This window comes from Candidatus Pelagibacter sp. HIMB1483, from assembly GCF_052048135.1.
Taxonomy (GTDB): domain Bacteria; phylum Pseudomonadota; class Alphaproteobacteria; order Pelagibacterales; family Pelagibacteraceae; genus Pelagibacter.
Genome location: NZ_JBNAIM010000002.1, coordinates 1 through 17,176 on the forward strand (window position 1 = coordinate 1; position 17,176 = coordinate 17,176).

Sequence of the window (17,176 nt, forward strand, 5' to 3'; positions counted from 1 at the left end):
ATATAATCCAATTTTGATATAATTTTTTATTTTTAACCAAATAATCTGGAAAATATTTTTCACTAAACTCTAATTTTGTATATTTTATCTCTCTACCAAATAAATCTTTTTTTTCCTCAACTCTTTTCTTTATTATATCTAAATCATTATTTTCTATTGTATCTAGTTCAGAATGTGTCCACGCTTTAATCTTTTTTTGAATTTCTTCTTCAGACATTAAATATGAAAAATGCCAACCACCATCTTTAAAAATTTTAATCTTTTTAAATTTATCAAATCTAAAAAAATTATATTTAAGATTTTTCTTAGCTATTGATCTCAACCAACTAAATGATCTTAAATTTTCAAATTTTGTAACACGACTGCCTTCCCAAACATCTCTATATCGATCAGACAACAAATTTAATTTATAGTAAAAACAATACTGCTCACAAATTGCTACGTTATTATCAATATTTTCAAAATTTTTAATTATATTTGGATTAATTATCTCGTCTGCATCCGAATATATGATGAGATCATCTGGTTTGGCATTATTTAGACCATTTTTCAAAAAATCTCTTTGATAATCTTGTCTATCCCAGATTCCAAGATTTTTTGGAAATTCATCAATTTTAATATAAATAATTTTTTCACTAAATTTCCTAAATTTTTCTTTATCAAATAAATAACCCTTAACGTTTCCTCTATGATCATAATATGACTCACACACTACAAAATAATCCACAAATTTATTTAAAATATTAAATCTTATTTCTGTAAGTAAATTCTCATTAAAAAATATAAAACAATCGTAAATCCTCATTTTGTACCTTTAATCTTTAATACTCCTATAAATGCCTCTTGTGGTATCTCAACTCTGCCAAACTGTTTTGATCTTGCTTTTCCTTTTTTTTGTTTTTCTAAAAGTTTTCTCTTTCTGTCTGTAGCTCCACCACCATGGATTTTAGTTAAAACATCTTTTTTAAAACCTTTTATTGTCTCCCTTGCAATTATTTTTCCCCCTATTGCTGCTTGAACGGGTATCATAAAATTATGTCTAGGAATTAGATCCTTCAATTTTTCACATACTTCTCTTCCTGTTTTTTGAGCAAAGTCTTTATGTATCATCATGGCTAAAGCATCTACAGGTTCACTATTTACTAAAATTCCAAGTTTTACTAAATCACCTTCTCTATGTTCTAATATTTCATAATCAAAACTTGCATAACCACTTGTCATAGATTTAATTCTGTCATTGAAATCAAAAACGACCTCATTTAAAGGGAGTTCATAGTTCAATACTGCTCTATTTCCTGAATATGATAAGTTGGTTTGAATTCCTCTTTTGTCCTGACATAATTTGATTATTGAACCTAGATATTCATCTGGAGTTATTATAGTTGCTTTGATCCAAGGTTCTTCAATAGAACTGATTAAAGTTGGATCAGGAAGAGTAGATGGATTTTGCAAATCTATACTTTTACCACTATTCAAATTTACTTTATAAACCACACCTGGTGTAGTAGTTAATAAATTAACATCAAATTCTCTTTCTAATCTTTCTGTGATAATTTCTAGATGCAATAAACCCAAAAAACCACATCTAAAACCTAAACCTAAGGCTGATGATGATTCCGCTTCAAATGAAAAACTTGCATCATTTAATTGTAGTTTAGCTAATCCATCTTTTAATTTTTGATATTCAGAGCTATCAACAGGAAATAAACCACAAAATACCACAGGTTTGCTTGGTTTAAAACCAGGTAATGGGTCTACTAGCGGTTTAGAAGCATCACAAATTGTATCACCAACTTTTGTTTCTGAGAGAACTTTTATTCCTGTTGTTATAAAACCTATTTCACCAGAATTTAATTCATCAATATTTTTTGCTTTTGGAGTAAATACTCCAACTTTTTCAACTACGTAATCTTGATTAGAAGAAAGCATTTTAATTTTCATATTTTTTTTTATTTTTCCATTTATTATTCTAACTAATATTACAACACCCAAATAAGTGTCGTACCAACTGTCAACAAGTAAACATTTTAAATCTTGATTAGCATCTCCTTTTGGACCTGGTAGTTGATTAATAATTTTTTCTAAAATTTCATCTATACCTTCACCAGTTTTTCCAGAACACGGAACTGCATTTTCTGTATCAATACCTATGACATCCTCTATCTGCTTTTTAGTTTTATCTAAATCTGAAGCTGGTAGGTCAATTTTGTTTAAAACAGGAATTATTTCATGATTAATATCTAGAGCTTGATAAACATTAGCTAAAGTTTGAGCCTCAACTCCTTGCGTACTATCAACAATTAATATAGATCCTTCACAAGCATATAAGGATCTACTAACTTCATAACTAAAATCTACGTGCCCTGGTGTGTCAATAATATTTAAAACATAATTTTTTCCGTCTTTAGATTTATAATTTAATTTTACTGTTTGAGCCTTAATCGTTATTCCTCTTTCTCTCTCAATATCCATTGAGTCCAAAACCTGAGCTTTCATTTCCCTTTCGGTAAGACCACCACACTTATGAATAATTCTATCAGCTATTGTGGATTTTCCATGATCAATATGTGCAATGATTGCAAAATTTCTTATATTATCAATCGTGTTCATTTAAATTTTATGATCGAATTTTTGCGCCAGTTTTATTTTCTACTGTTTCAATAATTGATTTATTTATTCTTTCTAAATCACTATCATTCAATGTTTTTTTAGATGACTGTATTGTTAAACTAATTGCTATTGATTTTTGGTTTTTAGGAATATTATCTCCTTCATAAACATCAAAAATTTTAATATTACTTACAAGATTTTGATCCACACTAGAAACAGCATTTATCAAATCTTGAGCATTCACGTTTTTATTTACTATAAATGCAAAATCTCGCTCAGATTTTTGATAGTCTGAGATAACAAATCTTGTTTTTTGATCATTTAATTTTTTTTTAGGTAATTTTAAATTATCTATAAATATTTCAAAACCTACCAAAGATTCTGTTTTTATATCTATATTATTTAAAATATTTGGATGAATTTCGCCAAAATATGCTGCTATCTTATCTTTTTCTTTGTTTAGAAATAATCTACCAGATTTTCCAGGATGGTAATAATTAGGCGTTTCTTTATCTATAAAAAACTTATCAGAGTTATAACCTGCCTCAACCAATGTTTGAACTACATCTCTTTTAACATCAAATACATCAACCGTTCTCTCTTTTTCAATCCAAGATAGTCTAGATTTTTTACCTGATAACAAACCACAGGCTATTAAGTGTTGTTCACCAGGATTGGAACCAGTAAAAATAGGACCAATTTCAAATATTGAAATATCTTTAAATCCTCTATCAATATTTTTACTCATATACATAATTAAATTTGAAAATATTGAATTTCTTAAGACACCCAATTCCGAGCTTATAGGATTTATAATTTTAATTTCATTATTTTTACCTTTAAAATAATTATTAAATTTTCCATCTGTGAATGACCATGTGATTGCCTCTAAATAACCTTTTGAAGCAATTGACCTTTGTATAAAATGAAATAACTTTTGAGATTGTGTTAAAGTAGATTTAATTCTTTCTTTAATTGGATTTATAGTTTTTATCTTATCATAGCCGCTTATTCTAACTAATTCTTCTACAATATCTACTTGTTGAGAAATATCTGGTCTCCAAGATGGAACTAATAATTTGAGATATTTTTTTTCTTTTTTAGATTTAAATCCAAGATAATTTAAAATTTTTAACATTTCTTTGGTAGAAATTTTAAAACCAGACACCTTTTCAAATAAATTTGGGTCAAATTTAATAGTATTGTTTTTATAAGTTTGGACTTTTTGGATATCGATCTTACTAATTTCACCACCACATATCTCTTTAATTAATGATGCTGCTTTATTTAAGCCAACTTCAATAGATAATGGATCTATGCCTCTTTCAAATCTAAATTTTGCATCTGTATCAATATTTAATCTTTTTGCTGTTTTTCTTATTGATCTTGGCTCAAAATATGCTGATTCCAATAAAATATTTTTTGTATCTAATTCAGTGCCTGACCTTGTTCCTCCAATAATTCCACCTAATCCTAAAACTCCCTTATGATCACTTATAACACACATTCCATTTTCTAATTTGTAATTCCTATTATCTAAAGCTGTAAATTCCTCACCTACTTTAGAATTTCTAACAATTATACCTTTTTCAATTTTATCAGCATCGTATGCATGTAATGGACGATTTATATCAAGCATAACATAATTAGTAATATCAACTATTGCGGAAATTGGTTTTTGTCCTACAGATACTAATTTATCTTTGAGCCACTGAGGACTTTCGGTATTTTTTACATTGGTAATTAAACAACTTCCAAAAGCCAAACATCCTTGTTTTTTTTCTTTTTTAATTTTTACATTTAAAGTTTGTTTTATTTTTGATTTGATTTTTTTTTCTTTTATTTCTTTTAATTTTCCAAAACCAGATGCAACCAAATCTCTTGCTATTCCTCTAACCCCAAGACAATCAGGTCTATTTGGGGTAATTGATAAATCAATTATATTTGATTTAGATTTTATAAAATAACTTTTACCAACATTTTTCTCATTAGATTTTGGTAATTCAGTAATTCCATCACTTTCATCCGATAAATTTAATTCTGCCTCTGAACAAAGCATTCCATAAGAGGTAATACCTCTAATATTAGCTACTACTAATTTTGTATTAGTTTTTGGAATAATTGCTCCTGGAGGGGCATAAATCGTAATTAGTCCTTCTTTCGCATTTTTGGCCCCACAAACAACTTTTTTCAAATCTTTTTCTCCTACATTTACATCACAAACTTTAAGCCGATCTGCATTTGGGTGTTTTTCTGTTTTGATAATTTTTGCTATTTTAAACAATTCATTATCTTTAGTTGGGTTTTCGACACTTTCTACCTCTAATCCAATATTTGTTAATTGCTCTAAAAGATTTTTCTCTTGTAAATTTGTCTCTAAATGATCTTTCAGCCAATCAAATGTGATTTTCATCTGCTTAAACCTCTATAATTTGTTGGCACATCTAAAGGATCAAATCCATAATGATTTAACCATCTATAATCACAGTCAAAAAAAGCCCTTAAGTCGTTAATCCCATATTTCAACATAGCAAGTCTATCAATTCCAATTCCAAATGCGTATCCCTGAAACTTTGTTGGATCAACTTTTACATTTTTTAGAACATTAGGATGTACCATCCCACATCCCAAAATCTCAAGCCATTGATTTCCCTCACCTATAATTATTTTTCCATCTTTTAATTCATACCCAATATCAACTTCAGCTGATGGTTCTGTAAAAGGAAAATGACTTGGTCTAAATCTCATTTTAATTTTCTCTACCTCAAAAAATTCTTTAATAAAATAATTCAAACAACCTTTTAAGTGGCCCATATTAATATCTTTATCAATGTGTAAACCTTCAACTTGATGAAACATTGGAGAGTGCGTTTGATCGCTATCAGATCTATATGTCCTGCCAGGAGCAATTATTTTAAAAGGTGGCTTACCTTTTAACATGGTTCTTATTTGAACAGGGGAAGTATGGGTTCTTAATAATTTTTCTTTTTTTTCATCAAGGTAAAATGTATCATGCATATCTCTTGCTGGGTGGTTGTCAGGAGTATTTAATGCTGTAAAATTATTATATTCATTTTCAATATCTGGACCTTCCTCAACAGTAAAACCTATTTCAGAAAATATAGAAGATATTTCATCAATTGTTTGTGATACTGGGTGTATTTTACCTCTTACAAATGGCCTTTCTGGCAAAGTAATATCAATTTTTTCTTTTTCCAATCTCTCATTAATTTCTGCATTTTCAATTTCATTTATTTTTGAATTGATTAAATTTTGCAGTTCATCTTTGATGATATTAAGATCAGAAGCAAATTGTTTTCTTTCTGTCTCAGCAATTGTTCCTATTTTTTTAAATTGAGATGAAACTAATCCATTTTTACCAAATAAATCTGATTTAATCTTATTTATTTCTGCAAGATTTAATTTCTCTTTAAGTTTTGATATAAACTCTTCTTTTATTTTTTTTATATCTGACATTTTTACAGATTATTTCTTCAGTGAAATAAAACAATAGTGAAGATTAATTTAAAGCAGATTGTGCTTTTTGAACAATAGTTTTAAAGGCTTCTGGGCTATCGTACGCTATCTCAGCTAGAATTTTTCTATCAATTTTTATTCCACATTTATTTAACCCATTAATAAATTTAGAATATGTCAATCCCTCAGCTCTCACGCCTGCATTTATTCTCTGTATCCAAAGAGATTTGAAATCTCTCTTTTTATTTCTACGATCTCGATAAGCATATTGCATAGCTTTTTCCATAGCCTGCTTTGCAACTCGAATCGTATTTTTTCTTCTTCCCCACTGACCTTTAACAGCTTTTAAAACTTTTTTATGTTTAGCTTTACTTGTTACACCTCTTTTTACTCTTGCCATGTTAACCTCTTAAACTGTATGGCATGTACGACTTAACAATTTTTCCATCTTGTTTTGACATCGCAGTAGTGCCTCTTAATTTTCTAATTTGAGAATTTGTTCTTTTAATCATGCCATGCCTCTTACCAGCTTGGGCCATCATTACTTTGCCTCTAGCAGATATTTTGAACCTTTTTTTTGCTGAGCTTTTTGTTTTTAATTTTGGCATAATTGAGCGAGGTTATACAAAGATTGTTGAAAATTTACAACCAATATTAAAGGCTATAAAGGTTGAATTACCATTATCATTTGTTTACCATCAAATTTTGGGTGCAATTCTACTTTACCAATATCTTTCATGTCCTCTTTTATCTTGGCCATAAGTTCATTACCCAGATGTGAGTGTTGTAGCTCTCTTCCTTTAAATCTTATAGTAAATTTAACCTTATCGCCTTTAGCGATAAACTTTTTCGCATTTTTGACTTTAAACTCATAATCATGAGTTTCAGTTACTGGTCTCATTTTAATTTCTTTAAGAGCAATTATCTTTTGTTTCTTTTTAGCAAGATTTGCTTTTTTTTGTGCATCATATTTATATTTTCCCATGTCCATAATTTTGCACACTGGAGGTTTTGCGTTTGGAGCAATTTCTATTAAATCTAGACCTTGGTCCTTTGCCATTGATATTGCCTCATTCGTATTTAAAATTCCTAAATTTTCTCCATCACTTGCAATTACTTGTACATCTGGTGATGAAATTCTATTATTTGATCTAGGACCACGATCCTTGGTTCTTCTTTGGAAATAATTTTGTTTAAAATCGGCCACTTAGTTTTTTGAGGGTGCTTTGTTTAAAGCTGAGAATTTTTTAAGAAATAAATTTAATTCCATATTTTCTTGTTTATTAGAATCCAACCTTCTAATGGTTACTGAGTTACTGTCAACTTCTTTTTTACCACAAATTAATAAAAGAGGTACTTTTGCTAATGAATGATCTCTTATTTTGTAATTTAAATTATGATTTTTTAAATCTACCATTGAAGAAATTCCAGCACTTTTAATTTTATTAGAAACTTTTATAGCATAATTTTCAAAATCCTCTGAAATTGGAATAACAACTGTTTGAAGTGGTGAAATCCAAAAAGGAAATTTTCCAGCATAGTGTTCAATTAAAATACCAATGAATCTTTCAAGAGAACCAAATAATGCTCTATGTAACATAACTGGAACTTTTTTTGAGCCATCTTTGTCAACATATGATGCTTCTAACCTGCCAGGCAAGTTAAGATCAACTTGTAAAGTTCCACATTGCCAATCTCTACCAATTGCATCTCTAAGAACAAATTCTATTTTAGGACCATAAAATGCTCCTTCACCCTTATTTATACTATATTCGAGTTTAGAAGCTTTAACGGCTTCTAGTAATGAAGCCTCAGCTTTATCCCAGACTAAATCGTCACCAACCCTTATTTCTGGCCTGTCAGCATATTTTAAAATTACATTTTCAAAACCTAGATCTTTATAAATATCTAAAATTAAATTAGTTACGTTCAAACACTCCTCTGTTATTTGATCCTCAGAACAAAAAATGTGTGCATCATCTTGTGTAAAAGCTCTAACTCTCAGAAGACCATGCAAAGCTCCAGACGGTTCATAACGATGAACTTTTCCAAACTCAGTTATTCTTAATGGAAGATCTCTATAACTTTTTAATCCTTGATTAAATACTTGTATATGTCCTGGGCAATTCATTGGCTTAATTGCAAATACTTTTTCATCTGGAGTTTCTGAAGTGTACATATTTTCTCCATATTTTTCCCAATGCCCTGATTTCTCCCACAACAATCTATCTAAGACTTCAGGAGTATTCACCTCTTTATATCCAGCCACATCTTGTCTAGCCCTCATGTAATTTATGAGTTTTTGAAATAATGCCCAACCTTTTTCATGCCAAAAAACTGATCCAGGACTTTCTTCTCTAAAGTGAAATAAGTCCATCTCCTTACCTAATTTTCTATGATCTCTTTTTTCTGCCTCTTCAATTCTTTTAAGATAAGCATCTAGATCTTTCTGATTAGCCCAACTAGTACCATATATTCTTTGAAGCATTTCATTGTTCGAGTCGCCCCTCCAATACGCACCTGAGACTTTTGTAAGTTTAAAAAATTTTCCAATTTTTCCTGTTGAAGATAAATGTGGCCCTCTACATAAATCGTGCCATTCACCATGAAAATAGATTGATACTTCTTCATCCTTGGGGATACTTTCGATTAGCTCTGCTTTATATAGTTCACCTTTTTTTTTAAAATGCTTAATAGCTTTGTCTCTATTCCAAACTTCTCTTTTTGTCTTTTCATCCCGGTCCACAATCTGTTTCATTTTATCTTCAATTTTTTTTAAGTCTTCTTCAGTAAAAGGCTCTTTTCTTGCAAAATCATAATAAAAACCATTCTCGATAACAGGTCCAATCGTAACTTGAGTTCCTGGAAATAATTCTTGAACTGCCATTGCTAAGATGTGAGCTGTGTCATGTCTTATTGTTTCAAGGCCTTCTTTATTTTTTGAAGTAAAAATTTTTATAGAACAATCATCTTCTATTAAATGATCTAAATCTTTTAGTTCTCCATTAACACTTATAACTATTGCATCTTTAGCTAATGATTTGCTAATTTTTTCAGCTATTTCTTTCCCAGTAGTTTTTTTAGGAAAATCTAAATTATTTCCATCTGGTAGAGTAATTGTAGGCATTTATTTTAGTAATCTTTTATACTCTGAATAAGTAGAAAAACACATTTTTTCAACATTAAATTTTTTTTTTACGTTTTTTCTTCCCTCTGCACCTAATAATTTAATAGATCTTTCATCCATTGTAAGGGCTTTTATAATCATTTGACTAAGTGAGTGTGCATTTCCAGACTCAAACAAAAGTCCAGTTTTTTCATTTATTATTGTTTCATTTGAGCCTCCAATGTTGCTAGCAATAATGAGTTTTTCCATCGATTGTGCCTCAACTGCAACTCTACCAAAAGCTTCTGGCTCTATTGATGATGAAACTATAATATCTGAAACTTGATATGCTAAAGCCATGTCTTTACAATGATCTATAAATTTTATTTGGTTTGTAAGGCGATATTGTTCTGTTAAACGAACTAATTTTTTTTTATATAAACTTCTTCCTTGTTCACTTCCTAATATTACCACATGAAAAGCTTCATATCCCAGCTCAATTTTAACTAAATTAATCGCTTCAATAAATAATTCTTGTCCTTTCCAAGAAGTAAGTCTTCCAGGTAATAAAATTATTTTTTTTTCTTTATTTATTTCCCACTCTTGAAGAAGTTTTGTTTCATCTTCTTCTAATTTTGTTGATGGGTCATAATAATCTACATTTATTCCTCTAAAGATTACGAGAAATTTTTTTTTTGAATTTAAGAATTCTGAATAATTATCTTTTATGTGAGAAAAAATAAAATTTGAACCAGCAATAACAAGATCAGATCTGACCATAATGGAATTATAAAATTTTTTTAATTTTCCACTAAAATTATAAGTGCCATGAAATGTTGTAACAAACTTTCTATTTGTCAGCTTCGTTGCTAACAAACATGACCATGCGGGAGCTCTACTTCTTGCATGAACTATTGTAATATTGAAAAATAAAATTATTCCAATCAAGATAAATGCATTTAATAGCATCAATAATGGATTTTTACTATGAACTGGTAACTTGATTAATTTTACTTTTTTTTTATCTATAAATTTTGTTAATTCTCCTCCACTTGTTACAATAAAAGATTTGCAATTATTTTCTGGTAAATAATGTGCAATATCATAACAACCAGTTTCTGCACCTCCAAAACCTAATTTTGGTATTACTTGTAAAACTTTTATATTAGACGACATTAAATATGTTTATATAATAATAGATAGAACTAATAAACTTTTATGACAAATTTCAAATATTTAAAAATCAACAAAACTAGAAGAATAAGATATTTAAAACACTATCAAAAAGACAAACCTTATATAGTTTTTCTGCATGGCTTTATGTCTGATTTAGAAGGAAAAAAACCTAAAACTTTTTTAAATTTTGCTAAAAAAAATAAGCTTGGCTATCTTGCTCTTGAATATTCGGGCCACGGAAAATCTTCTGGAAAATTTACAAATGGTAACATCTCAAAATGGACGAAAGATACAGTTCTAATGATTAGAAAAATTGTTAAAAAAAACAATATAATTCTCATTGGATCTAGTATGGGGGCATGGATATCATTGAATCAATTCCGTTTTTTTCAAAAACAAATTACAGGTTTTTTAGGAATAGGTTCAGCGCCTGAGTTCCTTGAAGGTTTAATGTGGAAAAAATTTACCAAAAAAATGAAATATAAAATTAAAAAGGATGGGATATTAAATTTAAATCATGGAGATTATGAATATCCAGTTACTTATCAATTAATAAAAGACGGTCGAAAAAATAAAATACTAAAAAAAAAAATTTTAAAGAACATCAAAATCACAATGGTTCATGGTAGTAAAGATAATTCGGTTCCTGTAGTTTATTCGAAAAAAGTTTTAAAAATTTTCAAAAATTCTAAAAAAAGATTAGTAATTATTAAAAATGGTGATCATAGTTTGTCATCTACTAAAAATCTGCAAATTTTAAAAAAAGAGCTAAAATTAATTATTAACTAACTTCTTTAATTTTTTGTTTTAACGAAAGAGGATTTTGGAGTTTATCTATCATTTCTTTTGGGCAAACCTGAATAAAATAAATTAGCTCATCACCAAAATTATCTAGTATTTTTTTTGATAAATTCGATCCAGTTTCATTAAAGTGTTCTAAAATAAGCTTTTTTAGAAATGATGACCAATATTCTGTCTCAACATTTTGCCATATCACTGAGTCTTGATTTACTTTTTTTTCAAATTCTTTTGACTTATCGTAGATAAAAGCCATACCACCAGTCATGCCGGCTGCAAAATTATCTCCTACATTTCCAAGTATAACTGCAACACCACCTGTCATATATTCACAACCATTAGAGTCACATCCCTCTACAACTGTTATCGCTCCAGAATTTCTTACAGCGAATCTGTCGCCTGCTTGACCAGCAGCAAAAAGTTTACCTGATGTAGCGCCATAAAGTACAGTATTTCCTATGATTGTATTTTCGTTTGATACCAAATTACTTTCATCAGGAAGCTTAATTGAAATAGTTCCTCCTGATAATCCTTTTCCTACATAATCGTTTGCATCTCCTTTTAAATTTAATTTTAACCCCTTTGAAATAAAAGCGCCAAAGGATTGACCGGCTGACCCATTAAAATTTAAATTTAAAAAATTTTCTTTTAATTTTTCATATCCGTATTTTTTATATAAGTGATGTGATATCCTTGTTCCAACTGCTCTATTTGTATTCTTGATTGAAAATTCTTTATTAATTTTTTCTGATTTATCTAAACATTTTTCTATTTCAGGCCAAATTTCTTGATCTAATGTATCTGGAACCTGATTAATCTCAGATGTTTCACAATATCTTTTATTATTTCCTGAGTCAGCCTGAACGAATAATGGATTTAAATCTAAATCATCTAAATTTGGTGAAGCTTTACTTACCTGCATCAATAAATCAGTTCTACCAATTATTTCATTTAATGTTTTAAAACCAAGTTCAGCTAAAATTTCTCTTACTTCAGTAGCAATAAAGGTAAATAAGTTTACTACTTTATCTGGTGTGCCAGTAAACTTTTCTCTTAATTTTTCATCTTGCGTACAAACACCTACAGGACAAGTATTCGAATGACACTGTCTTACCATAATGCAGCCCATAGCTACCAAGGCTGTAGTTGCTACACCATATTCTTCAGCTCCCATCATTGCAGCTATAACAACATCTCTTCCAGTTTTTATTCCACCATCAGTTCTTAAAGTTACTTTGTGCCTTAAATTATTCAATGTAAGAACTTGATTTGCCTCTGTAAGTCCCATTTCCCATGGTATACCTACATATTTAACACTAGTCTGTGGAGTAGCCCCAGTGCCTCCATTATGTCCTGAAATTAAAATTATATCAGCTTTTGCTTTTGCAACTCCAGCTGCAATTGTTCCAACACCTGAGGATGCAACTAGTTTTACTCCTATTCTTGCTTTTGGATTAATTTGTTTTAAATCATAAATTAACTGAGCCAAATCTTCTATTGAATATATGTCATGATGAGGTGGTGGAGAAATCAATGTTACTCCTGGAGTTGAATGCCTTAACTTTGCAATTTCATCAGTTACTTTAAAACCTGGTAATTGACCGCCTTCACCTGGTTTAGCACCTTGAGCAATTTTAATTTCAATTTCGTTACAATTATTTAAATAGTTTATTGTTACACCAAATCTCGCAGATGCTATTTGTTTTACTCTTGAATTTGCACTATCACCACTATCCATAACCTTAAATCTTTTTGCATCCTCTCCACCCTCACCACTACAGGATGCACCTTTAATTCTATTCATTCCAATAGCTAATGTTTCATGAGCTTCTTTTGACAGTGCTCCATGAGACATGCTTCCACTACCAAATCGCTTTAATATTTTTTCTATTGGCTCAACTTCTGAAATATTGATTGATGGACCTAATTTCTTTTTTCTAAAATCAATTAAGTCTCTCAAATTAATTGGTGGTAAATTGTAAATTCCATCTGCATATTTTTTATATGCCGAATAAGAATTAGAACCTACTGCGCTTTGTAAAAGATGAATGAGTCTACCTTGATATTGATGAGTTTCTCCATTTTTTCTATATCTGTATATACCACCTATTGGCAAAACATTGTATGTGCTTTCAAAAGCTTCTTTGTGAATTTGTCTTATTTTTTTTTCTATACCTGTTAAACCAATCCCTGAAATTTTAGATGTTATACCTGGAAAATAATCATCTACAATAGTTCTGCTTAATCCAACAGTCTCAAAATTACATCCTCCTCTATAAGAGCTTAGAACAGATATACCCATTTTTGACATTATTTTTAAAAGACCAGCATTTACAGATTTAATATATCTCTCCACACATTCATCAAAACTGTATTGACCAAATAATTTTTTTTTATGTCTTTGATACAAACTATCAAAAGCTAGATATGGGTTTACAGTTGTTGCTCCTACACCAATTAATGTTGCAAATGAGTGTGTATCTAAAGCTTCACCCGATTGAACATTAATTGAAACATATCCTCTTAATTTTTTTTCTATCAAAAAAGTATTTATCGCTCCTACACACAGCAACATAGGCATTGGTAATTTTTTTGATGAAAGTTCTTTATCACTAAGAATAATTTGAGTAACCCCTTGTCTTACAGCAATTTCAGATTCTCTTTGAATTCTTTTGATAGCATCAAATAGATTTTGCTCACTTGAAAAAGTGCAATCAATAGAAAGAGAATTTTTTCCAAAAAAGTTTATAAATTTGTTAAATTGTGAATTTGATAAAATCGGACTGTTTAAAACATATATATTTTCTTTTGTTAGAGTATCAAAATCTAAAATATTTCCCAAATTTCCAAACCTTGTTTTTAAACTCATAACTTTATTTTCTCTTAAAGAGTCAATTGGAGGATTGGTTACCTGGCTAAAATTTTGTCTAAAAAAATGATATAGTGGTCTATATTTATCGGACAAAACAGCTAAAGGAGTATCATCCCCCATGGAGCCTGTTGCCTCTTTTGCATCCTCAGCCATAGGATGTAAAATTAATTCTAAATCCTCTAAACTAATTCCAAAGGTATGTTGTCTTATTCTTAAATCTTCGCCATCAAAATTATGTTTCTCACTTGAAATTGGTAGCTTTTCATCCAAATCAATAATTTGAGAATTAAAATGTTTAAATTCTTTTGCTAAATAATCTTTAATTTGATCATTAGTAAAAACTTTTCCCTTCTCAATCCTTACTCCAATAATTTCACCTGGACCAAGCCTCCCCTTAGTTAAAATTCTTTTTTCATTTAGTTCTATCATTCCTGTTTCTGATCCAGCAAAAAGAAATTTATCTTTTGTTATTGCGTATCTAAGAGGTCTTAAACCATTACGATCATTTGCTGCAATAACCCATTCATTATCAGTTGCTGCAATTGCTGCAGGTCCATCCCATGGTTCCATTGTACTGTTTAGAAAATTAAATAATTGTTGATGGCTTTTTGGTAATGTTTTATTTTTTTTTGACCATGCATCAGGCACTAACATTAATTTTGCTAAAGGTGCAGGTTGACCAGATTTATTTAATAATTCAAAAACATTATCTAGAGCGGCTGAGTCTGAAACTCCTTTTTGTATCACTGGCTTTAAATTTTCTACATTATCAAAAAGAGGGCTGCTCATTTCTTGTTCATGAACTTTCATCCAATTTTTATTACCTTTATATGTATTTATTTCACCATTATGTGCAACTGCTCTAAATGGTTGGGCCAAACTCCAACTTGGTGCGGTATTAGTTGAAAATCTCTGATGAAAAATTGCATATCTTGAAATAAATCTTTTATCTTTTAAATCTAAAAAGAAATCTGAAATTGCTTCAGCCAAAAACATTCCTTTATAAATAATAGATTTAGAACTAATTGAGCAAATATAAAAATTATTTAAAGATAAATTAAATGCCTTGTTCTCAATTTTTTTTCTTGTTTCATAAATTTTTCTTTCTAAATCTTTTTCAAGTAAATTATAATCATTTGACTTAAATAATACTTGTATGATTTCAGGCATAGTTTGAAATGCTTTTTCCCCTAAAACCTTTGGATTTACTGGAACTTGTCTCCATCCATAAATGCTAAAATTATTTTTTGTTAATTCACTTTCTACTATTGTTTTACAACTTTCTTGGGAGGCATAATCATTTCTTGGTAAAAAAATCATTCCTACACAAATTTCTGAGTTATCATAGCTGTGTCCAGTAACTTCAATTTTTTCTATAAAAAAATCTTTTGGAATCTCAACATGTATTCCAGCTCCATCACCTGTTTTGCCATCGGCATCTACTGCACCACGATGCCAAACAGCTTTTAATGCTTCAATACCATACTCAACTACCGCTCTTGATTTCTTGCCCTCAGTCGATGCAATCAATCCAACTCCACAAGCATCATGTTCCATTTCACTTGAATAAACATGATTTTTAGAGAGTAATTCTAGATTTTTTTTATAATTATTCATCATGCAACTTTTGATTTTTTTAAATAAATATTTTCAAGGTATTTTTTTATTGATGAGGCAGCATCTCTACCATCTTTAATAGCCCACACTACCAAAGAAGCTCCTCTAACTATATCTCCTGCAGCAAAAACGCCTTTTAAATTTGTTTCCATAGTATCAAAATCTGTTTTAAGTGTTCCCCATTTAGTAACTTGCAATTCTTGTGCATCAAATAATAATGGTAAGTTTTCAGGGTCAAATCCAAGTGCTTTAATAACCATATCTGCTTTTATTTCAAATTCAGAACCCTCTTTAATTTCTGGCCTTCTTCTACCTGACTCGTCTGGTTCCCCTAATTTAATTTGATCGACTAATAAATGCTCAATTTTATTTTTGCCCTTAAATTCTTTTGGACTAGACAACCAAACAAATTCCACCCCTTCCTCTTCAGCATTTAAAACTTCTCTTGCTGAGCCAGGCATATTTTCTTTATCTCTCCTATAAAGACATTTAACTGATTTTGCCTTTTGTCTAACAGAGGTTCTTACACAATCCATTGCAGTATCTCCTCCGCCTATAACCACCACATTTTTACCTTCTGCATTTAATGTTCCTTTGTCAAATAAATCAACTTTATCTCCTAATCCTTTTTTATTTGAAGCTGTCAAAAATTCCATAGCAGGAAAAATATTCTCCAAATCATTTCCAGGCAGTTCTACTTCTCTTGGCTTATAAACTCCTGTAGCTATTAATATTGCATCATGTTTTCTTCTGAGTTGTTCTAAAGTTTCATCTTTACCAACTTCAAAATTTAAAACAAATTCAATTCCACCTTCTTTTAGTAATTGTGTTCTTCTTTCAACAACATGTTTTTCTAATTTAAAATTTGGAATACCATAAATTAATAATCCACCTGCACGATCATACCGATCATATACTGTAATTTTGTAACCATTTTTTCTAAGCTCTTCAGCAGCTGCTAAACCCGCAGGACCAGCTCCTATAATCCCAACACTTTGACTCTTTTCATTTTTTATTGATATCGGCTTAACCCATCCCTGTTCCCAGGCAGTATCAGTAATATATTTTTCTACTGAACCAATTGTAACTGTTCCATGACCTGATTGTTCTATTACACAATTTCCTTCACATAATCTGTCTTGAGGGCATATTCTTCCACATACCTCTGGCATATTATTCGTACTTTGAGATAATTCGTAAGCTTCTTTTATTCTCCCTTCAGCAGTTAATTTTAACCAATCGGGTATGTTATTACTTAAAGGACAATGAACTTGGCAAAAAGGGACTCCACATTGAGAGCATCTACTTGATTGTTCCTGAGCTTTTTGAGTGATAAATTCATCGTAAATCTCTTTAAAATCATCTTTTCTTTTATCAACTTTTCTTTTAGGTGGAGTTTGTTGACCTATTTTAACAAATTTTAACATTTTATCAGACATATTATTTTTTTATTTTGGCAAATTATACATTGTTTTACCTAGTAAAAGAATTATTTATGTCAGTATTTATGACCTAATTTT

General features: G+C 29.8%; 12 protein-coding genes. 1 reads left to right on the plus strand and 11 read right to left on the minus strand.

Annotated features, from left to right (window positions below; translation table 11 throughout):
• From ACTTAV_RS00665 to ACTTAV_RS00705, 9 genes are all read right to left on the minus strand, one after another.
• The coding region (locus ACTTAV_RS00665) for a glycosyl transferase family 17 (RefSeq protein ID WP_440669516.1) at positions 1-805 on the minus strand (805 nt) is incomplete at its 3' end.
• The gene (lepA, locus tag ACTTAV_RS00670; protein ID WP_440669517.1) at positions 802-2,610 is read right to left on the minus strand and encodes a translation elongation factor 4; all 1,809 of its coding nucleotides are present in this window, start codon (positions 2,608-2,610) and stop codon (positions 802-804) included. The genes lepA and ACTTAV_RS00665, both read right to left, overlap by 4 nt.
• A gap of 7 nt (positions 2,611-2,617) precedes the next feature.
• Positions 2,618-5,023, minus strand: coding sequence for a phenylalanine--tRNA ligase subunit beta (pheT, locus tag ACTTAV_RS00675; protein ID WP_440669518.1), 2,406 nt, complete (start codon positions 5,021-5,023; stop codon positions 2,618-2,620).
• Positions 5,020-6,087: a phenylalanine--tRNA ligase subunit alpha gene (pheS, locus tag ACTTAV_RS00680; RefSeq protein ID WP_440669520.1), complete on the minus strand. Its 1,068-nt coding sequence runs from the start codon at positions 6,085-6,087 to the stop codon at positions 5,020-5,022. Before pheS ends, pheT begins: the two co-directional genes overlap by 4 nt.
• 43 nt (positions 6,088-6,130) lie before the next feature.
• Positions 6,131-6,487 (minus strand): 50S ribosomal protein L20, encoded by a 357-nt coding sequence (rplT, locus tag ACTTAV_RS00685; RefSeq protein ID WP_440669521.1) that lies wholly within the window; start codon positions 6,485-6,487, stop codon positions 6,131-6,133.
• 1 nt (position 6,488) lies between these two features.
• Complete coding sequence (rpmI, locus tag ACTTAV_RS00690; protein ID WP_075519530.1) at positions 6,489-6,695, minus strand: 50S ribosomal protein L35; 207 nt, start codon at positions 6,693-6,695, stop codon at positions 6,489-6,491.
• Between the two features lie 53 nt (positions 6,696-6,748).
• Positions 6,749-7,294 carry a translation initiation factor IF-3 gene (gene infC, locus ACTTAV_RS00695; protein WP_440669523.1) on the minus strand — a complete coding sequence of 182 codons (546 nt, stop codon included), beginning with the start codon at positions 7,292-7,294 and terminating at the stop codon, positions 6,749-6,751.
• Entirely contained in the window at positions 7,295-9,214 is a 1,920-nt protein-coding gene (gene thrS / locus ACTTAV_RS00700; RefSeq protein WP_440669524.1) for a threonine--tRNA ligase, read from the minus strand.
• Complete coding sequence (locus ACTTAV_RS00705) at positions 9,215-10,369, minus strand: glycosyltransferase family 4 protein (RefSeq protein WP_440669525.1); 1,155 nt, start codon at positions 10,367-10,369, stop codon at positions 9,215-9,217.
• Between the two features lie 42 nt (positions 10,370-10,411).
• Between ACTTAV_RS00705 and ACTTAV_RS00710 the strand changes: the two genes are divergently transcribed.
• Positions 10,412-11,158 carry a serine aminopeptidase domain-containing protein gene (locus tag ACTTAV_RS00710; RefSeq protein WP_440669527.1) on the plus strand — a complete coding sequence of 249 codons (747 nt, stop codon included), beginning with the start codon at positions 10,412-10,414 and terminating at the stop codon, positions 11,156-11,158.
• Here the strand turns inward: ACTTAV_RS00710 and gltB are convergent.
• Both gltB and ACTTAV_RS00720 read right to left on the minus strand, forming a co-directional pair.
• The gene (gene gltB / locus ACTTAV_RS00715) at positions 11,151-15,656 is read right to left on the minus strand and encodes a glutamate synthase large subunit (protein ID WP_440669529.1); all 4,506 of its coding nucleotides are present in this window, start codon (positions 15,654-15,656) and stop codon (positions 11,151-11,153) included. The genes ACTTAV_RS00710 and gltB overlap by 8 nt on opposite strands.
• Positions 15,656-17,095: an NAD(P)-dependent oxidoreductase gene (locus ACTTAV_RS00720; RefSeq protein ID WP_440669531.1), complete on the minus strand. Its 1,440-nt coding sequence runs from the start codon at positions 17,093-17,095 to the stop codon at positions 15,656-15,658. The genes gltB and ACTTAV_RS00720 overlap by 1 nt, the downstream gene beginning before the upstream one ends.
• Between the last annotated feature and the right edge of the window lie 81 nt (positions 17,096-17,176).

Excerpts from the sequence above, each read along its gene's own strand:
- lepA (WP_440669517.1), bottom strand. The coding sequence starts at position 2,610 with ATGAACACGATTGATAATATAAGAAATTTTGCAATCATTGCACATATT.
- ACTTAV_RS00710 (WP_440669527.1), top strand. The coding sequence starts at position 10,412 with ATGACAAATTTCAAATATTTAAAAATCAACAAAACTAGAAGAATAAGA.
- thrS (WP_440669524.1), bottom strand. The coding sequence starts at position 9,214 with ATGCCTACAATTACTCTACCAGATGGAAATAATTTAGATTTTCCTAAA.
- ACTTAV_RS00705 (WP_440669525.1), bottom strand. The coding sequence starts at position 10,369 with ATGTCGTCTAATATAAAAGTTTTACAAGTAATACCAAAATTAGGTTTT.
- rplT (WP_440669521.1), bottom strand. The coding sequence starts at position 6,487 with ATGGCAAGAGTAAAAAGAGGTGTAACAAGTAAAGCTAAACATAAAAAA.
- ACTTAV_RS00720 (WP_440669531.1), bottom strand. The coding sequence starts at position 17,095 with ATGTCTGATAAAATGTTAAAATTTGTTAAAATAGGTCAACAAACTCCA.
- gltB (WP_440669529.1), bottom strand. The coding sequence starts at position 15,656 with ATGAATAATTATAAAAAAAATCTAGAATTACTCTCTAAAAATCATGTT.
- pheT (WP_440669518.1), bottom strand. The coding sequence starts at position 5,023 with ATGAAAATCACATTTGATTGGCTGAAAGATCATTTAGAGACAAATTTA.
- pheS (WP_440669520.1), bottom strand. The coding sequence starts at position 6,087 with ATGTCAGATATAAAAAAAATAAAAGAAGAGTTTATATCAAAACTTAAA.
- rpmI (WP_075519530.1), bottom strand. The coding sequence starts at position 6,695 with ATGCCAAAATTAAAAACAAAAAGCTCAGCAAAAAAAAGGTTCAAAATA.